Below are 22,328 nucleotides of genomic sequence, written 5' to 3'. Positions count from 1 at the left end.
CGCCGGCGCCGGCGTTTATGCTGAAGATGGCGTTGCTGGCGTCGTGTTCCCCCGAGAGCATGCGGGCGAACTCCATACGCTCAACCTTTTTCTCGAGATCGGGGAGAAGGGAACGGATCTCCTCCAGGGTCGACTCGTCCTCGCCTTCCTCTCCCAGTTCCGCCAATATCTGGAGGTCTTCCAGCTCCTGGGCGGCGTCTTCCCAGGTTTCAACGATTTTCTGAAGCGAAGTGCGTTCCTTCAACACCTCCTGCGCCAGGTCGCCACGATCCCAGAAAGCCGGACGGGAAATCTCCGCCTCCAGCTCCGCGACTCGCTCCTTCTTGCCCTCTACGTCAAAGATACCTCCTCAGCTCATCGAGCTTGACCCGCAGGCCGTCCATGGTCTCTTTTTCGTCGCGAAACATAGGGATCTCCTCGTGTGTGATGATGGAGTGCGGATTATAGCGGCTTGAAAGGATTTGGACAAGGGCAACTTGCACGATGAAAGATCACGATTCGATTTTCAGATTTCGAAGGGCCGACCGTGCGGCATGATACCCGCACATGCCGTGAACGCCGCCGCCGGGAGGGGTGGATGATGAGCAGAGATAAACGCCGTCGAGACCGGTGGCGTAGGGATCGGGTTTGAGCACCGGACGGCCGAGAATCTGCGCCAGATCCTGAACACCGCCGTTGATATCGCCGCCGATGAAGTTCGGATTGTAGAGCTGGTATTCGGCGGCGGTGCGCGTGCAGCGCTCCAGAATCAAGTCGCGAAAACCAGGAGCAAAGCGCTCTACTTGGCTTTCGATCGCCTCGGTCATGTCGACGGTGGAGCCGCTTGGAACGTGGCAGTAGGCCCAGCCGGTGTGCATTCCGTCCGGAGCGCGGGAGGGATCAAACAGGCTCTGCTGGGCGAGCAGGACGAAGGGGCGCTCCGGATGACCTCCGCGCCAGATCTCCCGCTCGGCGACGGCGATCTCCTCCAGGGTGCCGCCGATGTGCACCGTGCCGGCCCGGGCGCAGTCGACGGACTTCCAGGGGATCGGCCCCGAGAGCGCCCAGTCGATCTTATACACTCCCGGACCGTATCGATAGCGCTTAAGCCGTTTGCGGTAATTGCCGTTCAGACGGTCTCCGGCGATCCGCAACAGCTGCCGGGGGGTTAAATCAAGCAGAACGGCCCGGGTCTGCGGAAGCTGATCAAGGGAGCGGACCGGGGTGCCCGTTTCGACCCGGCCTCCCAAAGACAGAAAATACGCCTCCAGTGCTCCGGAAATACGGCCGGCGCCGCCGCGGGGAACAGGCCATCCCACTGCATGCCCGAGCAGGCCGAGAACCAGGCCGACCGCCGCCGATGCGGGGCGATCGAGGGGAAGAAAAGAATGGGCCGCCATCCCGGCCAGCAAGGCACGGGTACGCTGACAGGTAAAGCGGGAGTTCGCCAGAGATTCCGCCGAGCGGACCGCATGGCGGGCAAACCGTGCAAGAAGGAGCGGATGCCGGGGCACGTGAGGAGGAGCGAGAATTTCCCCGCCCAGCTGCGGCCATCCATCAACCAGCGGCCGCATCAGCTCCTGGTAGGCTGCGGAGTCGCGGCCCAGGTTAATACCTGTCTCTACAAGGGAGCGCTCCAGGAGAACGGCGGAGCCATCATCGAGCGGATGGGCCAGAGGCGCCGGCGGATGTATCCACTCAAGACCGTGGTCGGCCAGGGGAAGGGAGGAGAAACAGGGGGAGCCGACCCCCAGGGGATAGACGGCGGAGCAGACGTCGTGGGTAAAACCGGGAAGAGTCAGCTCCGCCGACCGGACTCCGCCGCCGATCCGGTCCTCCCCTTCAAGAAGGGTGACGGAAAGGCCGGCGCGGGCCAGTTCGATGCCCGCGGCCAGCCCATTCGGGCCGGAGCCCACGACGATGGCGTCTGTCGGCTGAAGCGATTTCATACAGTCCCGTTTCCCTGGTCTTTAAAAAAAAAACGATAACAGGAAAAGGGGCGAGGTGGGCGGATAAACCGCGGGCGCTGCGCCCCGCACCCCGCCTTACTTTCTTTTTATCCCGCCGAAAAGAAAGTAGTGTTGCAATGAAAACGACCGTTTGAAGATAGTTGCCTTCTCGCCCGGATGGGACAGCCTCGTATGCGGTTTCTGTTTGTCGGGCCGGGATTTTGCCCGCGGCTTCCTTCGGATTCCACCTCGCGATGGACACCCTTGCCGTCCGGCTAGCGGTTCCCGCCATCAGGGTCCGCAGGGGACTTTCACCCCCAAGTCATCCGATCACCACCACAGCGACCGGAACAGCGCCAGTCACGACGCTACGCGCCATGCCTGGCGCACCAACGGAAAAGGGGCGGCTATACGGCCGCCCCTTTATCGGGTCACTTCCTTCTGATGCCTTCACAAAACCTCAGAGGATGGCAAAGCAAAAATTTCGTCCAACAAGGCTTGGTAGTTTTTCAGGGGCGAAGGCATACACCAGGCATGTCGAGGTACTGAAAAAACGTCATAACGCCGTAGGGCGGACTTTTTGCGAGGCCATCACTTCTGGCTCATCACTTCAAGGATTCTGTTGCTCCTCTCGAGAAAGGATTCCATCCGCTCCTTGTCGAAAGCCTGATGGGTGAGCATGGCGAGATCGTAGATCTGCTCAATCAGCATTCCGGCCTCGTCCCTGCGCCCGGCCTCCTCCATCTTCAGGAGGTTCTTTACGACGGGACTGGCCGAGTTCACCAGCAATGTATGATCCTTGAAGAGATCGCCGACATCCTTCCCCATCATCCGGGTCATTTCCTTGAAGCGGCGGCTCTGCTCGGAAAGGAGAATCATCCCGGGGACGGAGGCGTCCTTGAGGCTCTCCACCCGGATGGTCAAACCCTCCTTGTGGAGACCGTTCTCGAAAGTCCCCTTGATCCTTTCCTCGACACTCTCCTCCCCTTCCTTCTCGACCAGTTTCCTGGTCTGATCGTCTTCGATGAGATTCTCGGTGACATCCGAGTCGACCCGCTCGAAACGCACCTCGGAGTTCTTCATCTCCAGGTACTGGATGAAATGGCTGTCGATGGGGGTATCGAGAACGAGCGCCTCCAGCCCCTGACTCTTGAAAAGCTTCAGATAGGTCGTCTGCGCGGCTTCATCGTTCGTATAGAAGATCTTGTTCTCGTGGCGCTCCCTGGCCCGTTCCAGATATTCGGGAAGAGTGACGTATTCGGAGTCGCCGGTTGAGCGATAGATGACCTGGTCCTTGACCTTGTCGAAGAACTTGTCGTCGCGCATCATACCGAATTTGACAAAAGTGTGAATGTCCTCCCAGATCCCACCGAATTCCTTACGATCTTTTTTGGCGAGTTCGTTCACCTTCGCCGCCATCCGACTGCTGATCACTTCCTTGATCTTGCGAACCTGGGGCTCGTTCTGCAGGTAGCTGCGTGAAACGTTCAGAGGCAGATCAGGGGCATCGAGACAGCCCTGCAAGGGGCTAAGAAACTCAGGGATCATTTCTGGGCAGTTGTCGGTGACGAAAACCTGATTGCAGAAGAGTTTGATGTGGCTTTTGGTGACGTCGAACTCGGTGGTGAGCCTGGGGAAATAGAGAATCCCTTTGAGATTGAAGGGAAAATCGATGTTAAGGTGAATCCAGAACAACGGCTCGTCGGCGAGAGGATAGAGCTTTTTGTAAAACTCCCGGTATTCCTCCTCCGTCACTTCGCCGGAGGTTCTGGTCCAGAGGGGGTTACGATCGTTGACCTCATCCCCGGCCAGACGGATGAGGACGGGCAGGAAGTTGCAGTAGCGCTTGAGGACTTCGCGCAGGCGAACCGGATCGAGAAATTCCTTCTCGTTGTCCTCGAGGTGCAGGATGACTTCGGTCCCCCTGTCCTTCTTGTCGATCTCCTCCATTTCATAGCTGGTGCTGCCGTCGCAGATCCAATGGGCGCCCCTGGCATCCTTCCTGTAGGAGAGGGATCGGATCTCGACTTTTTTCGCCACCATGTAGGAGGAATAGAAGCCGAGGCCAAAATGACCGATGATCTGGTTCTTGTCCTCCAGGTCCTTGAACTTCTCGACGAAATCCTCGGCCGAGGAGAAGGCAATCTGATTGATGTATTTGCGGATCTCATCGGCGGTCATGCCGATGCCGTTGTCCCGCACAATCAGGGTCCCTGCATCCTTGTCCACGGAGATGTCGATCGCGTACTCATCGGAGAGCTGCAATCCTTCGATGAGGTTCACATGCTGCAGCTTGTGAATGGCATCCACCGCATTGGAGACCAGCTCACGCAGGAATATCTCCTTTTCGCTGTAAAGCCACTTTTTGATGATCGGGAAAATGTTTTCGGTATGGATGGAGATGTTCCCTTTCTCCATCTTCTTTTTACTTGGCATATCGGCTTCTTCCTCCTTCCAAAAGGTTATCCGGATGGAACATAGTCACCGGAGTCTGTTTTGTCAAGGTTGAAGGAAGTTCCAGTCGGCAAAGGAATGCTTGCTTGCGCCGGGGTCGAACTCGAAGATCGCTGACTCTGACAAAAAGGAAGGCACGGAATCAAAACCGCATTCGCCGGTATAGGAGAGGGAAATGCAATCGATAAGATCAGAAAAGGGAATGGCCGAAGAGCTGTAATGCAGTGAATAAACGGGAAGAATCGGGGGGCGATTTGTCGCGGGTTCGCCGAACCCCGCCACTCCACGGCCCAGAAAGACGATGCCGAAAACCAGGGGAAGAGCGACATTGGTCGTAAAATGCAGGAGCAGGCCCCGGCTGCGCCCCCAGAGTCTCTTCATCGCCGTCACGCGCGGGAACTCCCGCTCGGCCATAAGCCTCAGGAGAGAAACGATGACGACATAGAGAGCAAACAGCCCCATGACCAGATGTGAATTCATCCACCCACCTGATTTTTTAAGATTCCGTATGTAAGTATAAAGAAAACAGGAGTGATTTCCAGCGGAAAAGGCCCCTCTAAAAAAGGAGGCAACCACCCGGGTGGATGATTGCCTCCTGACGATTTTGCCGGCTCTCTACATCTCCGTGAGGAAATGTTCCTCGTATATGTCCTCAAGGGACTGCAGGTGGCGGGTCTCATCGTTGGCGATATTTTCGAACAATGCGGCCATGGGAGCGCCGGCGCACCCCTGAACCATTCTCCTGTAGAAGTCCAGGGAGCCCTTCTCCAGATGAATGGCATAGGCAAGAGCTTCCCGGCCATTGGCATTGGGACCCAGTTCCTTCTTCTCCAGAAGATAACCGAGGTTCATGGTGGGAACGGGCTTCTCGAGAGCGTGCCCCTCGACACACCCTTCCACCAGCGCTTTTTCCAGCTGGTGCTTATGCTCGAGCTCATCGAGGGCGGCATCCTTGAGAATCAGCTTTGCGGCCTTGTTTTTTACGATGCGAATCGCGTTGAGATAATTCCTGAAACCTTCTTCTTCCATCTCGACGGCCATCTCGATGGCCGCCTCAAAGGTATAACAGGCTTGTTGCTGTTCATCGCTCATGTTTATTTCCTCCGGTTCAATAGATCACGATATAGCCGTGTTTTTCAGCAATGCGGGAAATTTCCAGCACGTCGTCAATATGGTAGGAGGAGCCGTCAATCGTAAAGGCATACCCTCCTTCGGGATCCTCTTTAGCCAGACTTATCAGATATTCGAAGCTTGCCGTCTTTATCGTTTCCATCATTTTGTCACCCTTTTAGCTATTTTTCTAACATAACAGGGAGATATCTACAAGTCGTTTATGTATGTCTCAATAAATGCGAAAGGCTCTTATTCGCCGATAATCTTGACCAGCACCCTCTTGCGGCGCCGACCGTCGAACTCGCCATAGAAGATCTGTTCCCATGGCCCGAAATCGAGTTTTCCGTCCGTGACGGCCACGACTGCCTCCCGCCCCATGATCGTCCTCTTGAGATGGGCGTCTCCGTTATCCTCACCGGTATCGTTGTGCCTGTATCGATCCAAGGGCTCGTGAGGCGCAAGGTGCTCCAGCCATCGGTCAAAATCCCGGTGAAGACCTCCTTCATCGTCATTGATAAAAACCGATGCCGTGATATGCATCGCGTTGATCAGACAGAGCCCCTCCCGTATTGAACTCTCTGTCAGGCATTGAACGACATGATCGGTAATATTGATGAATCCTCTGCGTTCGGGAATATTGAACCACAGCTCTTTTCGATAGGATTTCATCTTCTTTTCCTCCATTGTGCAAGAATTGCTCTTTCTCCAAATTTCCGGATTCCTTGACTTTCAACGCGAGACTTCCATACTTTAAAAAGAGATAAAGATTAGATAATTCGGCAACATGAAGAAGGAATAACGAAAAATTGGGTTGTCAGACCCTCGCCGCCATGATAAGAATTGCAGCCCCCGTAAGCATAATTGATGTTTCGAAATCATGATAAAGCATCCTGCATCCCTATTATTTATTCTTCTGATTTTCTCCATCCTCGCCGGAGGCTGCACGGAAAAACACGGCAGCCCCCGTGGGATTGAGTCCCTTCCCGAAGCCTTCTCTCCTGCCACTTACGGGGAGCTGAAAAAGGTTTTCGCCTCCCGTGATTATGACTGGAATACGATCGAGCAGGGTGTTCCTCACCTGATTCTCGAAAGACTCCCGGCCGACCTCAACAGCATTTCCCGACTGACGGAGAAAAAACGGGTTTTCTTTCTTTCCCTACTCCCGATGGTTCTCATGGCAAACGAGGAGATCCTGGAAAAGAGGGAAATGCTGGGGCAGATTTTCCGTCTCTACGATGCCGACTTCCCCCTCGATTCCGATCAGACCGCCGCGGTGGTTTCGCTTTCACGGGAATACGGCCTGGGTGAAAACCCGCTGACGAGTATCGCCGCCCGGCGGAAACTTATGAGAAGAGTCGACATTATTCCTCCTTCCATGGCCCTGGCACAGGCGGCAACGGAGTCGGCCTACGGCACTTCCCGATTCGCCCTTCAGGGGAACAACCTTTTTGGCGAATGGACTTTTGCCCCGGGAACGGGCCTCGTCCCGAGGGAAAGGCCGGCCGATGAAACCTATGAAGTCCGCCGATTCGAAACGCTGTACGATTCGGTACAATCCTACATGAGAAACCTCAACACCCACCGTGCATACCATGGGTTCAGAGTACACAGAGCCCACCTGCGGGCCGCCGGCCTGCCGCTCCGAGGGACGGCTCTGGCCCGGGGTCTGGAAAATTATTCGAGCCGGAAAGAAGCTTACGTCGAGGATATCAGGGCGATCATCCGCCTCAACCATCTACCCATTCTGTCTTCCGCAACCCTGCGCAAGAACATCTCCTCTGTCCATTCCCCATCCGGGTCCGGATCCGGGCTGCTGGCGTCCATGGTGCGCAGCTCACGAGTCCGGCCGGTCCGTGAAAACCCATAACTGGCTGAACCAGTACCACTGCCCTGTCCCCCTTCCGGGCGCTGTCAGAGTGTACTTGTTGCGTCTTCCTGCCAGGGGGCTCACTGCCCGTACCCTGAAGCGGCCGGCATCCCCGGGAACGGGGGTGATTTCCCCTTCCTCCTGACCCTGGACGAAACAACGAAGACGGGTCAGATCGATGCCGCCCCCCTCGATTCGAATCTCCAGAGTCGGTGGGTTTTCCTCTCCAACCACTGGACTCGTCGGCGAGATCACCTGCACGGGCAGTGCCTTCATTGCCGCTTTCTGCTCAAACCCTTCAAGAGTGGCATAAGGTCCTCCCATGGGAAAACGAGGGAACACAGAAGGGTCGTTTCCAGAATACGCCACTCCCGACTGCTGCCCCAGAGCCCCCAGGAACCCGAACTCCCGGACGATCTCAACCACCTCCGGCCCATATTCCCCAAAGGGATAAGCGAAGAAGGAGGGCGCTTCTCCCAGCTCCCTTTCAAGCTTTTCCTGGGCCTCGGTTATCTCCCGCCGCACCCTCTGCCGCCATTCCCGGTCATTCTCTTTCGTTTTCCTGTTCAACAGGTAGGGATGGGACACCGTATGATTGCCCATCGCGACCCCTTCCCGGGCCAGGCTCCGCAGCTGGTCCCAATTGAGGTAGCCGGGACTTCCGACGGAGCCGGTGCTGACGAAAAGAGTGACCGGATAGCCGTAGCGCCGCAGCAATGGCATGGCACCGGTCAGAAAAGAAACATAGGCGTCGTCTACGGTCAGGACCGTGCAGCGTTCCGGCAATTCACGATCTTCCCGGATCCTTCTGACGACCTCTTCCAGAGGCAGAACGACATGCTCCTTCTCCTTGAGCAGCTGCAATTGCGCAGTAAAAACATCGAGGGAGATATTGGTGGATGGATAGCGATCGTCGCCGAAATGGTGATAGACGAAGATGTTGGCCTGACCGGCCGGGGCGGGCGAAACGGGAAGAAGGAGGGCGAAAAGAAACAGGCAGGAGCAAAGCTTAAAGATCATGGGTCACCCCGGAGTGACCGGGCCTTTCAGGACGCCGCCGCGCCTTCCTGGACCCGGCTTCGGAGATAGCGTCGGATACTGTTGCGCGCCCTGGGAGTCACCGCCCACTCCAGCCATTTGGGCAGAACCTGAGGAGTTTCGCTTCTTTCGATGGCCACTTGATCACCGTCCATGAGCCGGGACCTGAGAAGACGAGTCTGGCCGTTGATACGGGCCCGCCAGGCATGCAGTCCGAGTTCCTCGTGAATGTCGAAGGCGAAATCAAGGGCACTACTCCCCTCCGGAAGGGTCCGCATGTCGCCCAGGGGCGTGTAGACCTGAATCGAAGCGGACGCCAGACGCAGGCCTTCAGGGTCGAAAGCCGCCCCTCCATCACAGAGGGATTTCATAAGGTCCTGGAAATTGGACCTGCGGAATTCAAAACCCGGAGCTAGAACACCCGCTTCGTTGAAGCGAGCGAGTTTACGGGTGGTTATCTCGACCCGCATTCTGTATTCGCCGGCCTGGACGGTGGTTTTCAGAGCCTGGTAGCCGAATTGGGAGGGGACATTCAGATGATCCCTCAGTTTCCCGGGAATGGATGGGTAGAGCCTATGCAGGAGGCCAAGGGCCAGATAGGCATCCATGATTCGGTCTACCTGAACTTCAAGTGTGTAGAGGGTTGAAAATCCGCGGCTCATCGTTTGGGCGCCGGCGATGGAAAAACGCCGCCAATGGTCCTTGAGAAGAACGGGAATTTTATGATGTTCGAACGCATTATGGATTTCGGAACGGATCTTCCTCAGTTGGGGACCAACCTGATCCTGGACCGCCATGACGGTCCTGGCATAGCGGACGGCACGGCGGGGATAAAGGATGTTGAGCGAGAGAGCATCCAGTTCGGAAGCCACGTGTCCCATCCCCAGATGCCGGGAAAGGGGAACGTAAACGGCACGGGTCTCTTCGGCGATCAGCGACTGCTTTTCCGGATTAAGCGCGCTGATGGTCTGCAGGTTGTCCATCCGGTCCCAGAATTTGAGGCAGAGAACCCGTACATCCTTGATGGCGACCAGCAACTGCCGGCGATAGGTTTCCGCCTTGAGCGCCTCCCGGCTGAGGTTCTTGTCCGTCGCCTTGGTGAGGCCGTGGACCAGAAGCGCCACCTCGTCGCCAAAAGACGCCTCGACCTCAGCCAGGGTTACCGGCGTATCTTCCACCACGTCGTGAAGAATGGCGGCCATCACCGAAGCAAAATCCATCCAGTGGCGGGCGGCCAGGTGAGCGACCCGCAGAGGATGGAAAAAGTACGGTTCACCTGATTTTCGCAGCTGTTTCGAATGGGATCTGCGCGCTACCTCTATAGCCCGGTGCAACCCATCGATCTGGAGATCAAGATCAGCCTCGCTCAGCCCCCCGCCATAGTGGGTCACCAGTAGCTCCATGATCTCATTGATCAAGCGCTGTGCCTTGCGTTCATCCTGGGCTGGCATTCAGGTACTCCACTGAGTGATTCCGTTCCTCTATGATCTAAATTACCTTCGGCCGACATCGCCTGACCTTCCATTTTAAAGGAGAAAAGTCCGGCCATCAAGCCCGATCTGTCGGCACATTTTTCGGGTATCCGAGCATGACCGGGAAAACCTTCTTCACCCCTCCGCGCGCACAAAGGAAATCACGGGGTCCAGATGATCGATGGGTTTTTCGAGTTCCAGACTTCCCCGCCATTGCTCATCGCCAAAGGGGTAGTCGCTGCGGAAGTGGGCGCCCCGGCTTTCAGGTCGATGCAGTGCGGATTCCAGGACCAGACGCGAGACGGTCAGCATGTTGCGGGTTTCGAACCACAAGGCCGGCTTCTTCCCGGGGCCGCAGTTCTTGAAACGCTCGGCCGCCGCCCCCAAGGCGGCAAGACCTCTCTCGAGAGAATCCCGGGATCGAATGACGCCCGCTTCCCGCCACAGGAGAGACCCCAGGTCCCGTCGAATCTCCAGCAGCTCCTCCGGGCGCTCTTCCATCGTCGGAAGCTCCGGGTCGGGAAATGTTTCGATCGTCGGGCCGCGAAATCCTTCTGCGGCGGAACGGCCGGCGATCCGGCCGAAGACAACGGCCTCCATGAGTGCATTGCCGCCGAGGCGATTGGCCCCATGCACCCCTGCCGTCACTTCGCCGGCACCGTAAAGTCCCGGAACCGTGGAAGCGCCGTCACGGTCGATCAACATCCCGCCCATGAAAAAGTGGACGGCCAAGCCGACCACGACAGGATCCTGTCCGGGATCGCACCCCCGTCGGCCCAGAAGGTCCCACAGATCTCCGTAGCGGTTTCGGGCCTCAAGCGGGATCGGAGTCAGATCGAGCAGAACGCCCCCTTTCACTCCTCTTCCGTTTTCCACCTCGGCGAAGATGGCCCGGCTCATTTCGTCCCGGGTGGCCTCCCGTTCCCCGCCGGAAACGCATTTTAACAGAAAACGCTCCCCGCGGTTGTTGCGCAGAACAGCCCCGTCCCCGAACAGGGTGGTGGGAAGGATGCTCTTAACGGGAGCGATCCCCATGGCCGGATGAAACTGGATGAATTCCATATCCCGAAGCCGGGCTCCGGCATCATATGCCAGGGCGAACCCGTCGCCTGTGATCTCCCGGGTATTGTTGCTGCGGGAGTACAGCCGTCCGCCGCCTCCGCAGGCAAGCACCGCGGCACCGCAGACAATATGACTCAAGCGACCGTCCTCCCCTGTCCCAACGCACCCCTGAATCCGGCCGTCCTTCCTGACCAGGCGGACCGCCATATGATTTTCGACGATCTGCACTCCGGCTTCCCGGACCGCGGACAGCAAAGGGAGGGTCAGCGACAGCCCGGCGGTCTGCACGGGAATGCCGTGCCGTTCGGTGCAGATGGTCCGCGGTCGGCCATGCCCCGGAACGAGCCTGTACTGAAGCCGTTCGGCATCTCGCAGGAACCGGACCCCGCAGTCCTCAAGAAAGGAAACCGCCGCCGCGGACTCCTCAGCCAGGACGCGCACCAGAGCCGGGTCGGCGATCCCTCGTCCCCCCTCCAGAGTGTCACGGCTAAAATCCTCAACCGCGTCGTCGTCATCGGAAAAGGCGCCGGAGATATTGCAGGCGGCCAAGATGGTATTGCCGCTGCGGCCAGCCCTCCTCTTGCTCAGCAGCAGAACCCTCCGGCCGGACCGGCGGGCCTCCAGAGCCGCGCACAGACCGGCCAGCCCGCCGCCGACGACCAACACGTCGGTTTCAAGAACGTTCACAACGGTTCCTGCCCTCTCTACCCCGGTGGCCAGGTCAGGTCACGTCCTCCCAGCAGGTGGAAATGGATATGCCACACGGCCTGCCCGCCCCCCTCGTTGCAGTTGTTGACGATGCGAAATCCGTCTTCGGCGAACTCCATGTCATGAGCGATCTTCCCCGCCACCTGGAAGATGTGGCCGACCATGTCGTTGTCGGCGGTGGTCAGGTCGAGGGTGGTGCGAATGTGCTTGCGGGGAATGATCAGGTAGTGATGCGGAGCCTTGGGATTGACGTCCTCCAGGGCGATCAGCACCTCGTCCTCATAGACGATCTTGCCGGGGATCTCCCCGGCGATAATTTTACAGAAGATACAGCTGTCCGACATCTTCGCTCCTTTCCTGGTCCGTTGAGGGTGGGTGGTTTTTCATCTCTGCCAAAGATACCACGTGCCAGCGGTCCCGGGCGGCGCGACGGAGGAGATTTTCGTCGTGGGCGAACAGAACCACCTGATGCTCTCGGCTCAATAATTCGAGCATCTTGAGAGTTTCCGAAAGGCGAAAGCGGTCGAGATTGACCAGGGGGTCGTCAAGAAGCAGGGGCAGGTGGCGTCCCGGCGAGAGATGGCGGGTCAGGGAGAGACGAAGGGCGAAATAAAGGGCATCGATCGTCCCCCTGCTGAAATGCTCCACCGGCTGCCAGCTGTTGCCTTTGCCCCGCAAAGAAATGCTCATGTCCTCACCAAGGCGCGCCTCTGCGTAGCACCCTCCCGTCACCAGGGCCAGGTTGCGGCCGATATCGGCGGCGAAACGGCCCAGGTACGTCCGGCGAAACTCGTCGACCGCTCCGGAGAGGAGGTCCCGGCCCAGGGCAAGCGCCTCCTTGCGGCGGGCCAGGACCGACTCCCTCTCTTTGAGCCGCTCCCCCTCTTCTTCCAGTTCCTCCGTCCGGGAAAGTTCTCCGTGCAGAGCTGCTTCCCGGCGGGTCATCTCCAGAAGTTCGGCCTCTCGCAGCCGCAGGCTTTCCCCCAAGGCTCGGAGCTTTTCTTCGGCCTCGGGCAGCTCCTCCGGAGACAGCAGGCCGTCGCGGTGGAGCGGCCGCTGCTGTTCGAGACGTTCGTCGAGGACGGCCATTTCCCGGGTGAGGTTTTCCTTCTCGCGGCCCAGTTCGTCGGAATCTTCCAGAACTTTCAGGGCGCTGGCGACATCCCGGAGCTTATCCGCAAGCTGCCGGTGCCGCTCGAGATTCTTCTGCATCCGGACGATTTCCACGGCAGAAGGGGACAGCCCGATCCTTTCGAAGCGCTCGTCCAGGGCCGCCAGTCTCCCCTGGGCCTCTTCCCTCTGCCGTTCGAGAATCTGAGCCTGCCCCTGAAGCCGGCTCCGCTCGGACCGGCACAGTCCCAGCCGCCAAAGAAACCAGCCCCAGACCGGAGCGAGAAGAAGTCCCGTTCCCATCAGAATCTGGACGAGCCGGCCTGACCATATCCATCCAAGGACCGCGGCGAGAGCCGCCAATACCAGCGATGCCCCACCGGCCAGACGCCAGGGGGCTCCACGCTGGGCCAGGAGCTGCTGGCGCAGCGCCGCCGATTCACCCTGCAGGCCCACTAGCTCCTTGCGGATCTTTTCCGCCTCGGTCAGGATCGACGGGAGGTCTTCGGGGATATCCGCCGGCAGACCCGTCTTCTTCATCTCCTCCGCCAGGCGGCTTCGTTCCTGCTGCAGTTCGGCGATCTTCCCCACCTGTCGGTTCACCCGATTGAAGTCACGCCTCAGAGACTCTTCCTTTTCCCCGAGATGCCACTGCTTTCGCACCCAGGCCAGATACCGCTCCCCCTTGGCATACTCCGCACCGTCCGACTCGATGCCGGCCTTCAGGGCATCCAGTCGCTCGCGCAGGGCGGCAAGCTCCTTCAGTTTCTCCTGCGACTCGAACCAGCGCACCTCCACCTCTGCAAGCCGGCCGCGGATATCGTCGAGTTCCCGGCCACGGGTCTTGTCCTTCCCCCAGGGGTTCTCCCGGGTGATGGCGAAATAATCCTCAGTCAGGGAATGGAGGACCTTGTCGTAATCGACCTCCACGAAACCGGAGAGAAGGGTCTTGAGCTTTCCCGTCAGAGCTCCCTGTCCGGAGATTTCGAGGGTTCCCTGGCCGAAGAAAAGAGAGGCGCGAAAAACGTCTTCCTCGGCGATGCCGAAAATGCGGGCCAGTTGTTCCAGGTATTCCACCCGCTCCGAAGAGCGCCCCTGGGGGGCTGCTTTCCCTTCGAAGCTGTACAGGACGTGATAGAGATCGTCCCGCTCGACGAGGGTCACCCGGTCGGTCAGCAGATCTCTTTCAACCCGCACGGTGCGCCCCCGGCTCTCGAGAACCAGAGCGGCGGAGGAGCTGCCCTGACGTCCCCAGGACTTGAACCGCTCCTTGTTGCGAAGGCCGAAAAGGACGGCGGGGACGGCTTCCATCAATGTCGACTTCCCCGCTTCATTGGGACCGACCACGAGATTCAGGCCGCGGCGGAATTCAAAGGCAGCTTCGGTGAATTTGCCGAAATGCTTCAGCTCCAGACTGCGCAGAATCATGAGGCACCTCCGCCGAAGGCGCCGAAGCGAACCAGGACTTCCCGAAAAGCCTCCTCCACGAGCCCCTTCTGTTCCGCAGGGGCCTCTTCCATGAGCCGGCGTGCGCGGCGGACGAAGACGCCTCGCACGGTTTCCTCCCCTTCGATGCGACGGGCGAAATCGCTGTCGAAGAGCCGGGTTTTATCCTGGAACTGCAGATGGAAGAAGTCGCTGTCGCAGCGGGCGCGCAGGGCGTCGAGATCGAGGGGGGCTTCCACGATTCCTGTCAGGGTAAGCCGCAGCAGAAGATCGGGCCCACCCAGGGCGCTTATCGCCGCCGAGGCGCTATCCAGGCCTTCGCAACTGGAAAGATCAAGAGCCCGCTCCTCCAGGGTGCGGCTGTTTACCGTCTTTCTGGTCACTTCTGCTCCATCGGCGTCCAGAGTGACCAGAGCGCAATAACGGGGGCCGTTTTCACCGAAGCGTTTCCCCTCCGGCGAGCCGGGATAACAGGCGTAAGCGCGCCCGTCCTCCTCCAGCACCTCGAAGCCATGGTAATGCCCGAGGGCTACGTAGTCGAGTCCCCAGCCCTTGAGCTGCGCCAGAGTGAAGGGGAGATCCTTTTTTCGATATTCCCACTCAGGGCTCCCCTGGCGCGAGCCGTGCAGTATCCCGATGTGAATCCCTTCGGCGGAGCGGCGCACCATGCCGGAGAGAGCGTCCTCCGAAGCGAAGCTGCGATAGGCGAAGCCGTAGAGATATACCTGACGGCCGCCGACGGACAGGGAGACGGGCTCATCCACCACGGCCGCGTCAAGGACCACCGCTCCGGGGAACTCAGTTCGCCGGTAAACCGAATCGGCGGCGACCGTGCTGTCGTGAGTCCCCGGCAGGAGCACCGGCACGATCCCGCGATCGGAGAGGCGTTTGAGTCCGGCCTGGACCTTGCCGACCACGGCGGCGGAGGGGCGGGGCGAATCGAAGAGATCGCCGGCCACAAGAAAAAGATCGACCTCGTTCTTGATCGCGAGGGTCAGCAGTCGCTCGAAAGTCTGGAGAAAATCATTCCGGCGCAGCGACTCCTTTTCGTCGAGAGACGGAAAGGGCGCGTCGAGATGAAGGTCCGCGGTGTGCAGCAGTTTAATCACGGCTATTATTTCCCTTCGGGAACATCGGGATTAGTCAGAATTGGGTGAATACATTCTCCGGGACGCCGTCGAACAGCAGATCGACCTCCCGGGATCAACGACAGAGACGTTCATCATGACCTGTATTTCCAGATCTTATCGCGCCGGTCATCCCACCAGGCCTTTCCCACGGTGGCGGTCAGGGTTTCCCCGACGATGACGAGGGTCAGGGCGGGCCGTCGGTTCTTATTCTCAAGGTTGAAAAAATCCCTGTCGCCGACCCGATCGACGATATCGTCGAGGGAACCGGTCACCACCTCCTGGCCGGGCAATCCGAGGCGGTGGGCGATGGCGATGGGGACGTTCCCGCCGTAACCCGCCCTGAGCTGTTCTGCAAGCTGCGGCAATGGAAGATGGTTCATGTAGAGGAGCAGGGTCACGCCGGGAGCGGCCAGGTCGCGCAGGGCCGGAGCCCCCTTTTCTTCTTCCAGGATGCGCGGCGAGGTGATAACGGCGCGGTTGCAGGCGCCGGGAAGGTCGAGGGTCTTTTTCAAATACGCCGAAGCGGCGTTGACCGTTCCCACGCCGGGGACGGCTTCGCTCCGATCTCCGAGGACATCGATGAGCGCCTGGAAGGGGGCGTAGAAGGTCAGGTCGCCGGGGACCAGAAAGGCCACGTTACCTTCAATCAGGAGCTCCTCGATTTTTTCCAGGAGTTCGTCGAAGTAGAAATCAAAGGGGATCCGGACCGTCTTTCCACGCAGCAGTTCGACAAAGGTTTCCTCAAAAGGCTCCGGGGCGAACACCGCCTGGCATTGAGCCAGCAGGGAGGCTCCTTTCAGGGTCAGAAGGGAGGGATCACCGGGACCGGCGCCGATGAAATAGACGCGGTTCATGGGCCTCCCGTCTTGCGCAGATGGATGAGAAACTCCCGGTTCCCCTTGGGGCCGAGGATCGGGCTTTCCGTCACACCGAGCACGTCGCAGCCGAGCTCCTGCGCCAGGGACTTGATGCTCTCCACTACCCTCTGATGCTGTCCTTCGTCGCGAACGACCCCCCCCTTCCCCACTTCCCCCCGCCCCACCTCGAACTGGGGCTTGATCAGGGCGACGACTTCGGAGGTGTCGGCCAGCAGCGCCAGGGTGGAGGGGAGAACCTTTTCTAGGGAAATGAAGGAGGCGTCGACAACTGCCAGGGACGGACGCTCGGAGAGTTGATCGGGGGTCAGATGGCGGATGTTGGTACGCTCCAGGTTGACCACCCGCACGTCTTCCCGCAGCTTCCAGGCCAGCTGCCCGTAGCCGACATCGACCGCATAAACCCTGGCCGCTCCCCTCTGGAGAAGGCAGTCGGTGAATCCCCCGGTCGAGGCCCCCACGTCGATAGCGATCCGCTCCGCGACCTCGACGCCGAAGGCGTCCAGCCCCTTCTCCAGCTTGATACCACCCCGGGAAACGTAGGGGATATCCTCCCCCTTCAGGCGGATCTCGGCCCCGGACGACACCTGGGTCCCTGCTTTGTCCACGGCATGATCGTCGACCACCACCTTGCCGGCCAGGATGAGAGACCTCGCCCGCTCACGGGACTGAACCAGACCACGCTCCACCAGCAGCTTGTCAAGACGTTCTTTTTTCATCAGGGAGGGCCGTCGAAAGTGATTCAGTACATGCACGAAGAGCTCTAGATTAGCACAGGGGTGGGCCGCCAGCAACCCGTTTTACCGTCCCGGGACACCACGTTACGCCTTTACTTAAATATTGGTTTTCCTGATGCTTTGATGATTTGGTGGTCATTCAGGTTTTCAGGTATAAACTCGAAAAAAAAGCGAACTTCTTTTTTTCGGTTGACGAACTCCGGAGCATGGTATAAATTGATAACGAATTTCATTTTTATTCAGGTGTTGACATGAAGAAGAAACCTCATCGCTTTGCGCCCCCCGGAACCCGCACTCCTCTATGGAGGGATATTGCCGGGCGTTTCAGCAATGACCGCGAATGCCTGGCCTCCTTCCTGGCCCTGGAGACCGCTGAGATCCTCGAAGGGGTTAAACCGGGAAATCTAATCAACGTGACCAGCCGCCGCCATCCCTGCGACCGGAACCTCTACGCACTATGGCAGGCATATGGGGAGGAACTGGTCGAGGCCGGCGGGTTGTCGGTAAAAGTCATGCGGGAACGGAACGATTCCCTGCTCCTGTTCATCTACGATTCCGCCGCCCTCTCGCGGCTTCTTGCGGAGAATCGGGTGAGGACCATGCTGAACCGTGCCGGATACTGGCAGATCACCGACCTCGATAAAATCCTCGCGGAACTCAAGGAGCGTATCGGCGGCAGCTCCTTCCCTCACGAGGTCGGCATCTTTCTCGGCTATCCTCTCAAGGACGTCGCCGCCTTCATGGGGTGGGCGCTCATCCCCTTCACCTGCCAGGGGCCGTGGAAGATCTACGGCGACCCCCGCCGAAGCCTGGAAACGGCGGCAAGCCATCACGAATGCCGCTGCCGCATGGCCTGGAGGGTGGCCGGCGGCGACAACCCTCTCGACTGCCTGCGCCGGGGTGCCAGATAAACTTCCCGTCGGCCTGCAGGACCTTCCTTCCCTCCTCTGAATTCTTCATTGCCCATAGTATACTGGCCTTGTAGATTTCGGTCGGCAGGGAGGGCGCTTCATGCAATGCTTCAGAACACATAAACTCAGGCCTGTTCTGATCTTTTCGATGCTCCTCCTCGGAGTAGCCGCCTGGGCGGTTGGCGCTGACAGAGACGCCGCTTTCGAAAAGGCCCGCGAGCGCATGGTCCGCACCCAACTCCAGAGGCGCGGCATTTCCGATCCGGTCACCCTCGAGGCGATGGCCTCCGTTCCGCGCCATCTCTTCGTCTCTCCGGATCTCGCCGAAGAGGCCTACACCGACGGCCCTCTTCCCATCGGATTCGGCCAGACAATCTCCCAGCCCTATATCGTCGCTTTCATGACCGAGACGGTCCGGCCCGTGCCGAAGATGAAGATTCTGGAGGTCGGCACCGGCTCGGGCTATCAGGCGGCCGTCCTGGCCGAAACGGGGGCGGAGGTCTATACCATCGAAATCATCCCGGAACTGGCCGAAAGCGCCGCCGCCCGCCTGCAGCGGCTGGGCTATGTCGGGGTGCATGTAAAGGAGGGAGACGGCTACTTCGGATGGGAAGAGCATGCCCCCTACGATGCCGTCGTGGTCACCGCCGCGGCGCCCTTCATCCCCCCACCCCTCCTCGATCAACTAAAGACGGGAGGACGGATGGTCATCCCCGTCGGCTCCCCCTTCCTCCTCCAGACCCTGATGCTGGTGGAAAAGGGTGAGGAGGAGACCATCTCCCGCAGCCTGATGCCGGTCCGCTTCGTCCCCTTCCGGAGGGACGGGTGAAAGATCGGCCTCCACTTCTCAGACTCCATCTGGCGCTGGGGCTCCTCTCCATCGCCGTCATCGCCTTTCAGCTTGTGCTGATGCAGATTCTCTCCATCACCCAGTGGCATCATTTCGCCTATATGGTCATCTCGACGGCCCTCCTCGGTTTCGGCGCTTCCGGCACCATGATCGCCCTGACCCGGGAGTGGCTTCTAGAGCGGCTGGACGCCCTCCTGCCCCTTCTGCTTTTCGGCAGCGCAGCCTCCATGGCGGCGGTGGTCAGCGCGGGCCAGACCGTCTTCGGCGGCTTCGATTCCTACCTACTCTTTTTCGAACCGGGACAGATCTGGAGGCTTCTCCTGGCCAACTTCCTCTTCGCTGTCCCTTTCTTTCTCAGCGCCCTGGTCATCGGCCTGATCTTCGTCCGTCACGTCGAAAGGATCGGCACCCTCTACTTCGCCAACCTGCTCGGCTCCGGACTGGGCGGCATCGTCGGCGTCGCCCTGCTGGGCCTCATCTTTCCCCGCAGGCTCCCCGCCGTCATCGCCCTCTTCACCCTCGCCGCCGGACTCCTCATTCTCCCCCGCAGGGACAATCGGCTCATCGCCGCCGCCTCTGCCGCCGCCCTGGTGATCGCGATTTTTCTTATCCTTCCCGCACCCCTTGTCCTTTCCCAGTACAAGGACCTGCGCGGTGCCCTCAACCTGCCGGAGGCCCGCATCGTCGCCGAGCGACCCAGTCCCTACGGCCTGGTTCAGGCCGTCTCCGCTCCGGCCCTGCGTTTCGCTCCCGGCCTTAGTCTGAGTTATGCGGACAAAATTCCGCAGCGCGATGCCCTGTTCAACAACGGCAACGGGTTCGGCGCCGTCCCAGTCTGGCCGCCCGGGCCCTCGGCATCCCCCCTGGACTATACCACCTCCGCCCTACCCTACGCTCTCGCCGAGCCGGATTCCGTCCTCGTCCTCCATGCCGGCACCGGCTCGAAGGCCGCCCAGGGCCTTGCCCGCGGCGCCGCCCGGGTCACGGTGGTCGAGCCGCACCGGGCCGCCCTGGAGCTTCTGCGGAACACCTATCCACGTTCTGCCGCCCTTCTCCTGGAGCACCCGGCGGTCACCGTCTCCGCCCTTGAGCCCCGCACCTTTCTCGCCGCTGACCCGGGCCTCTACGAACTGATCGAACTCCCCACCATCGGCGTTTTCGGCGGCGCCGCCGGTCTCTTCGCCCTCCAGGAGCAGCATACCCTGACCATCGAAGGGATCAGGGCCATGTGGGACCACCTGAGCACAGGCGGCATCCTCTGCGTCTCGTCCTGGCTTGATTATCCCCCTCGCAATCCCCTGCGCCTGGCGGCCACGCTGGTCGAAGCTCTTAGAGCCGAGGGAATCGACGATCCGTCTCGACACATGGTCGCGGTCCGAAGCTGGGGGACAGTCACCTTCTGCGTCAAGCGTTCGCCCGTAACTCCCGCCGATGCGGAGAAGGTCCGTGCCTTCTGCCGTCAGTTGCAGTTCGATCCACTTCTCCTTCCCGATCTCAAACCCGGCGAGCGGGAGCGCTATCACCGCCTGCAGGATCCGGCCTTCTTCGCCGATCTCGACCTCATCCTCTCCCCCACGCGGGAGGAACTCTATGACGACTACCCCTTCCGCCTGCGCCCGGCCACCGACGACCGCCCCTTCTTCTCCCAGTTCCTGCGCTGGAAAAGCCTTCCCCATTTAGCCGGCCTCTTCGGCGAACGCACCGTACCCTTCCTGGAGATGGGCTATCTCATCGTGGTCCTGACCTTCTTCCAGATGGCCGCGGCGGCGTTCGTCCTGATCCTCCTTCCCCTTCTGCGCCTCGGCTGGCGGGACGGCGGACGCCTGCGGACCTTCCTCTACTTCGGCGGACTGGGGACCGGCTTCATGCTGGTGGAGATCAACCTCATTCACCGCTTCGTCCTCTACCTGGGCCACCCCGTCTACGCCGCCTCCGTCGTCATCTGCGCCGTCCTCGTCTTCTCCGGGGCGGGAAGCTGCGCCTCCTCCCGCCTGGACGCCGGCGAAGCCGCCCCCCACCGGGCCGCCGGCATCGTGGCGCTCCTTCTGCTCGTCTACGCCCTGATCCTCCCCCCTCTCATCGACCTCACCATCGCCCTCCCCCTGAGCTGGAAGGTCCTCCTCACCCTCCTGCTCCTTGCTCCGCCGTCTTTCGCCATGGGATTCCCCTTCCCCCTGGGTCTGCAGTCTCTCTCCCGCCGCCGCGAGGCCGACGTCCCCTGGGCCTGGGGGATCAACGGCTGCCTCTCGGTCCTGAGCACCGCCCTGGCCACCATCATCGCCGTCGAAGCCGGGTTTACCGTCGTCTTCCTCGTCGCCGCGGCAGCTTATGCGGGAGCGGCTTTGAGCGGGGTTCGGAGGAGGTAGAACGGAGGACAGAGGACGGTAGGCCGGAATAAGCGAAGCGTTTCCGGCAGCCGGTCAGAACAGCGGTGCCTCAGGCTTGCCGGGACGACTGGACGCCTTATCCTGGCCTACATACTTGCAAAACCAGTGATCACGCAACGCCGCAACGAAAATCCAGTTTTTACAAAAGCTTGTAATTTTCAACTGAACTTATCGCGAGAGGCTGCCATTGAATTGAAAAATTGCCATTTTGCTTGACGTGCCCTTTCGATTACATTATCGTCATACGAAATCATAATCGATGGAGTAACCTATGGAAGCCGTGAAGGTATCCCCGAAATTTCAGGTCGTCATACCCCGCTCCGTACGGGAAAAACTTAATCTGGTTCCCGGCCAGCGCATGCAGGTCATCGCTTATGGCAATCGCATCGAATTGATCCCTGAGCAGGAGATCGGCTCCATGCGGGGCTTTCTCAAGGGGATCGACACGACTGTGCCCCGCGAGGACGATCGCCTGTGAACGTCGTCGATTCGAGCGCCTGGCTGGAGTATTTCGCCGACGGTCCCAACGCCGAGGCATTCGCCGAACCGCTGCGGGACGTGGCGGCGCTCGTGGTGCCGGCCGTCACCATCTACGAGGTGTTCAAGGTGGTCTGCCGTCAGCGCGGCGAGGATGCCGCCCTGCAGGCGGCGGCGCTGATGCAGCAGGGAACGGTCATCGAACTGTCTGCGTCATTGGCCATGAGCGCCGCCAAGACGAGCCTCGACCTGAAGCTGCCGATGGCCGACAGCATCATCCTGGTAACCGCCCGCCTGCACAACGCCCTGCTCTGGACTCAGGACGAGCATTTCCGCGATGTGGACGGGGTGCGTTTCTTTCCCAAAGGATAGCCTTCCATCAGATCTCCAAGAGCGACAATCCCCCATCAAGCCCGAGAAAAGGAACTCTTCAAAGACACCGAGAGGCTCACCAACCCCGATCTCCCCGAGGAAATGATAAATATTTCATTGTCGTTAGCCGCTATTCCCGCTATTCTTGTCCCCGGACCACATCAAGCTCCCCGATAAAATCCCATACAATTCGCAGCGGTGGTCGGGGTTAGTTCAATCGAACTTTGCTGTCGGCTTCGTGCCGCAAAGACTCTTATTCGTTCGATTCTAGGAGAACACTACGAAACGCATCAGCAAGATTGCCATAGCAAAGGGCATTTGTGCTGCCTTCATTGCTCTCGTCGGCGGTTTGCTCGCGAGCAGTGTTCGGGGTCGGACCAAATTAACCAGC

At 59.7% G+C, this 22,328-nt stretch carries 20 protein-coding genes and 1 pseudogene; 6 read left to right on the top strand and 15 right to left on the bottom strand.

Features of this window, described 5'->3' with window-relative positions; genetic code table 11:
- The 7 genes and pseudogenes from DTF_RS27055 to DTF_RS0105230 all read right to left on the bottom strand — a co-directional run.
- Nucleotides 1–407, bottom strand: a pseudogene (locus DTF_RS27055) (PCRF domain-containing protein); the annotation flags it as partial.
- An 84-nt stretch (nucleotides 408–491) separates the two neighbouring features.
- Nucleotides 492–1,928: an NAD(P)/FAD-dependent oxidoreductase gene (locus DTF_RS0105255; RefSeq protein WP_027714471.1), complete on the bottom strand. Its 1,437-nt coding sequence runs from the start codon at nucleotides 1,926–1,928 to the stop codon at nucleotides 492–494.
- A gap of 591 nt (nucleotides 1,929–2,519) precedes the next feature.
- Nucleotides 2,520–4,364, bottom strand: coding sequence for a molecular chaperone HtpG (htpG, locus tag DTF_RS0105250; protein WP_027714470.1), 1,845 nt, complete (start codon nucleotides 4,362–4,364; stop codon nucleotides 2,520–2,522).
- A 63-nt stretch (nucleotides 4,365–4,427) separates the two neighbouring features.
- Nucleotides 4,428–4,862 (bottom strand): hypothetical protein, encoded by a 435-nt coding sequence (locus DTF_RS0105245; RefSeq protein ID WP_027714469.1) that lies wholly within the window; start codon nucleotides 4,860–4,862, stop codon nucleotides 4,428–4,430.
- Nucleotides 4,863–4,997: 135 nt separating this feature from the next.
- Complete coding sequence (locus tag DTF_RS0105240; protein ID WP_027714468.1) at nucleotides 4,998–5,474, bottom strand: ferritin family protein; 477 nt, start codon at nucleotides 5,472–5,474, stop codon at nucleotides 4,998–5,000.
- 16 nt (nucleotides 5,475–5,490) lie between these two features.
- Nucleotides 5,491–5,658: a hypothetical protein gene (locus tag DTF_RS26420; RefSeq protein ID WP_155890725.1), complete on the bottom strand. Its 168-nt coding sequence runs from the start codon at nucleotides 5,656–5,658 to the stop codon at nucleotides 5,491–5,493.
- 86 nt (nucleotides 5,659–5,744) lie between these two features.
- Nucleotides 5,745–6,164 (bottom strand): secondary thiamine-phosphate synthase enzyme YjbQ, encoded by a 420-nt coding sequence (locus DTF_RS0105230; RefSeq protein WP_027714467.1) that lies wholly within the window; start codon nucleotides 6,162–6,164, stop codon nucleotides 5,745–5,747.
- Between the two features lie 208 nt (nucleotides 6,165–6,372).
- Between DTF_RS0105230 and DTF_RS25210 the strand changes: the two genes are divergently transcribed.
- Nucleotides 6,373–7,362: a glucosaminidase domain-containing protein gene (locus tag DTF_RS25210; RefSeq protein ID WP_051360940.1), complete on the top strand. Its 990-nt coding sequence runs from the start codon at nucleotides 6,373–6,375 to the stop codon at nucleotides 7,360–7,362.
- Here DTF_RS25210 and DTF_RS22005 read toward each other — a convergent pair.
- The 8 genes from DTF_RS22005 to DTF_RS0105185 form a co-directional block, all read right to left on the bottom strand.
- On the bottom strand, nucleotides 7,330–8,382 hold the full coding sequence (locus DTF_RS22005) for a polysaccharide deacetylase family protein (protein WP_051360938.1): 1,053 nt from the start codon (nucleotides 8,380–8,382) through the stop codon (nucleotides 7,330–7,332). The two genes, DTF_RS25210 and DTF_RS22005, sit on opposite strands and share 33 nt — an antisense overlap.
- Before the next feature lie 26 nt (nucleotides 8,383–8,408).
- Nucleotides 8,409–9,851: an HD domain-containing protein gene (locus tag DTF_RS0105215; RefSeq protein WP_027714466.1), complete on the bottom strand. Its 1,443-nt coding sequence runs from the start codon at nucleotides 9,849–9,851 to the stop codon at nucleotides 8,409–8,411.
- A gap of 156 nt (nucleotides 9,852–10,007) precedes the next feature.
- Nucleotides 10,008–11,621, bottom strand: coding sequence for an L-aspartate oxidase (locus tag DTF_RS0105210; RefSeq protein WP_027714465.1), 1,614 nt, complete (start codon nucleotides 11,619–11,621; stop codon nucleotides 10,008–10,010).
- 17 nt (nucleotides 11,622–11,638) lie between these two features.
- Complete coding sequence (locus tag DTF_RS0105205; RefSeq protein ID WP_027714464.1) at nucleotides 11,639–11,986, bottom strand: histidine triad nucleotide-binding protein; 348 nt, start codon at nucleotides 11,984–11,986, stop codon at nucleotides 11,639–11,641.
- On the bottom strand, nucleotides 11,961–14,180 hold the full coding sequence (locus DTF_RS0105200) for an ATP-binding protein (protein WP_027714463.1): 2,220 nt from the start codon (nucleotides 14,178–14,180) through the stop codon (nucleotides 11,961–11,963). Before DTF_RS0105200 ends, DTF_RS0105205 begins: the two co-directional genes overlap by 26 nt.
- Entirely contained in the window at nucleotides 14,177–15,307 is a 1,131-nt protein-coding gene (locus DTF_RS0105195; RefSeq protein ID WP_035055863.1) for a DNA repair exonuclease, read from the bottom strand. Before DTF_RS0105195 ends, DTF_RS0105200 begins: the two co-directional genes overlap by 4 nt.
- 113 nt (nucleotides 15,308–15,420) lie before the next feature.
- Nucleotides 15,421–16,182 (bottom strand): SAM-dependent methyltransferase, encoded by a 762-nt coding sequence (locus tag DTF_RS0105190; protein ID WP_027714461.1) that lies wholly within the window; start codon nucleotides 16,180–16,182, stop codon nucleotides 15,421–15,423.
- Nucleotides 16,179–16,922, bottom strand: coding sequence for a TlyA family RNA methyltransferase (locus DTF_RS0105185; RefSeq protein ID WP_027714460.1), 744 nt, complete (start codon nucleotides 16,920–16,922; stop codon nucleotides 16,179–16,181). The genes DTF_RS0105190 and DTF_RS0105185 overlap by 4 nt, the downstream gene beginning before the upstream one ends.
- Before the next feature lie 269 nt (nucleotides 16,923–17,191).
- Between DTF_RS0105185 and DTF_RS0105175 the strand changes: the two genes are divergently transcribed.
- From DTF_RS0105175 to DTF_RS0105155, 5 genes are all read left to right on the top strand, one after another.
- Entirely contained in the window at nucleotides 17,192–17,851 is a 660-nt protein-coding gene (locus DTF_RS0105175; protein ID WP_027714459.1) for a DUF3793 family protein, read from the top strand.
- Nucleotides 17,852–17,951: 100 nt separating this feature from the next.
- Nucleotides 17,952–18,680, top strand: a complete 729-nt coding sequence (locus tag DTF_RS0105170; RefSeq protein ID WP_226989174.1) for a protein-L-isoaspartate(D-aspartate) O-methyltransferase — start codon at nucleotides 17,952–17,954, stop codon at nucleotides 18,678–18,680.
- Nucleotides 18,677–21,067, top strand: coding sequence for a hypothetical protein (locus tag DTF_RS0105165; RefSeq protein ID WP_027714457.1), 2,391 nt, complete (start codon nucleotides 18,677–18,679; stop codon nucleotides 21,065–21,067). Before DTF_RS0105170 ends, DTF_RS0105165 begins: the two co-directional genes overlap by 4 nt.
- A 292-nt stretch (nucleotides 21,068–21,359) precedes the next feature.
- Nucleotides 21,360–21,566, top strand: coding sequence for an AbrB/MazE/SpoVT family DNA-binding domain-containing protein (locus DTF_RS0105160; protein WP_027714456.1), 207 nt, complete (start codon nucleotides 21,360–21,362; stop codon nucleotides 21,564–21,566).
- Nucleotides 21,563–21,937: a type II toxin-antitoxin system VapC family toxin gene (locus DTF_RS0105155; protein ID WP_027714455.1), complete on the top strand. Its 375-nt coding sequence runs from the start codon at nucleotides 21,563–21,565 to the stop codon at nucleotides 21,935–21,937. Before DTF_RS0105160 ends, DTF_RS0105155 begins: the two co-directional genes overlap by 4 nt.
- Nucleotides 21,938–22,328 lie beyond the last annotated feature (391 nt).

Origin of the sequence: Desulfuromonas sp. TF (genome assembly GCF_000472285.1) — a bacterium.
GTDB lineage: Bacteria > Desulfobacterota > Desulfuromonadia > Desulfuromonadales > ATBO01 > ATBO01.
The sequence above is the reverse complement of the archived record's forward strand: the minus strand, read 5'-3'. Positions and strand labels throughout refer to the sequence as shown.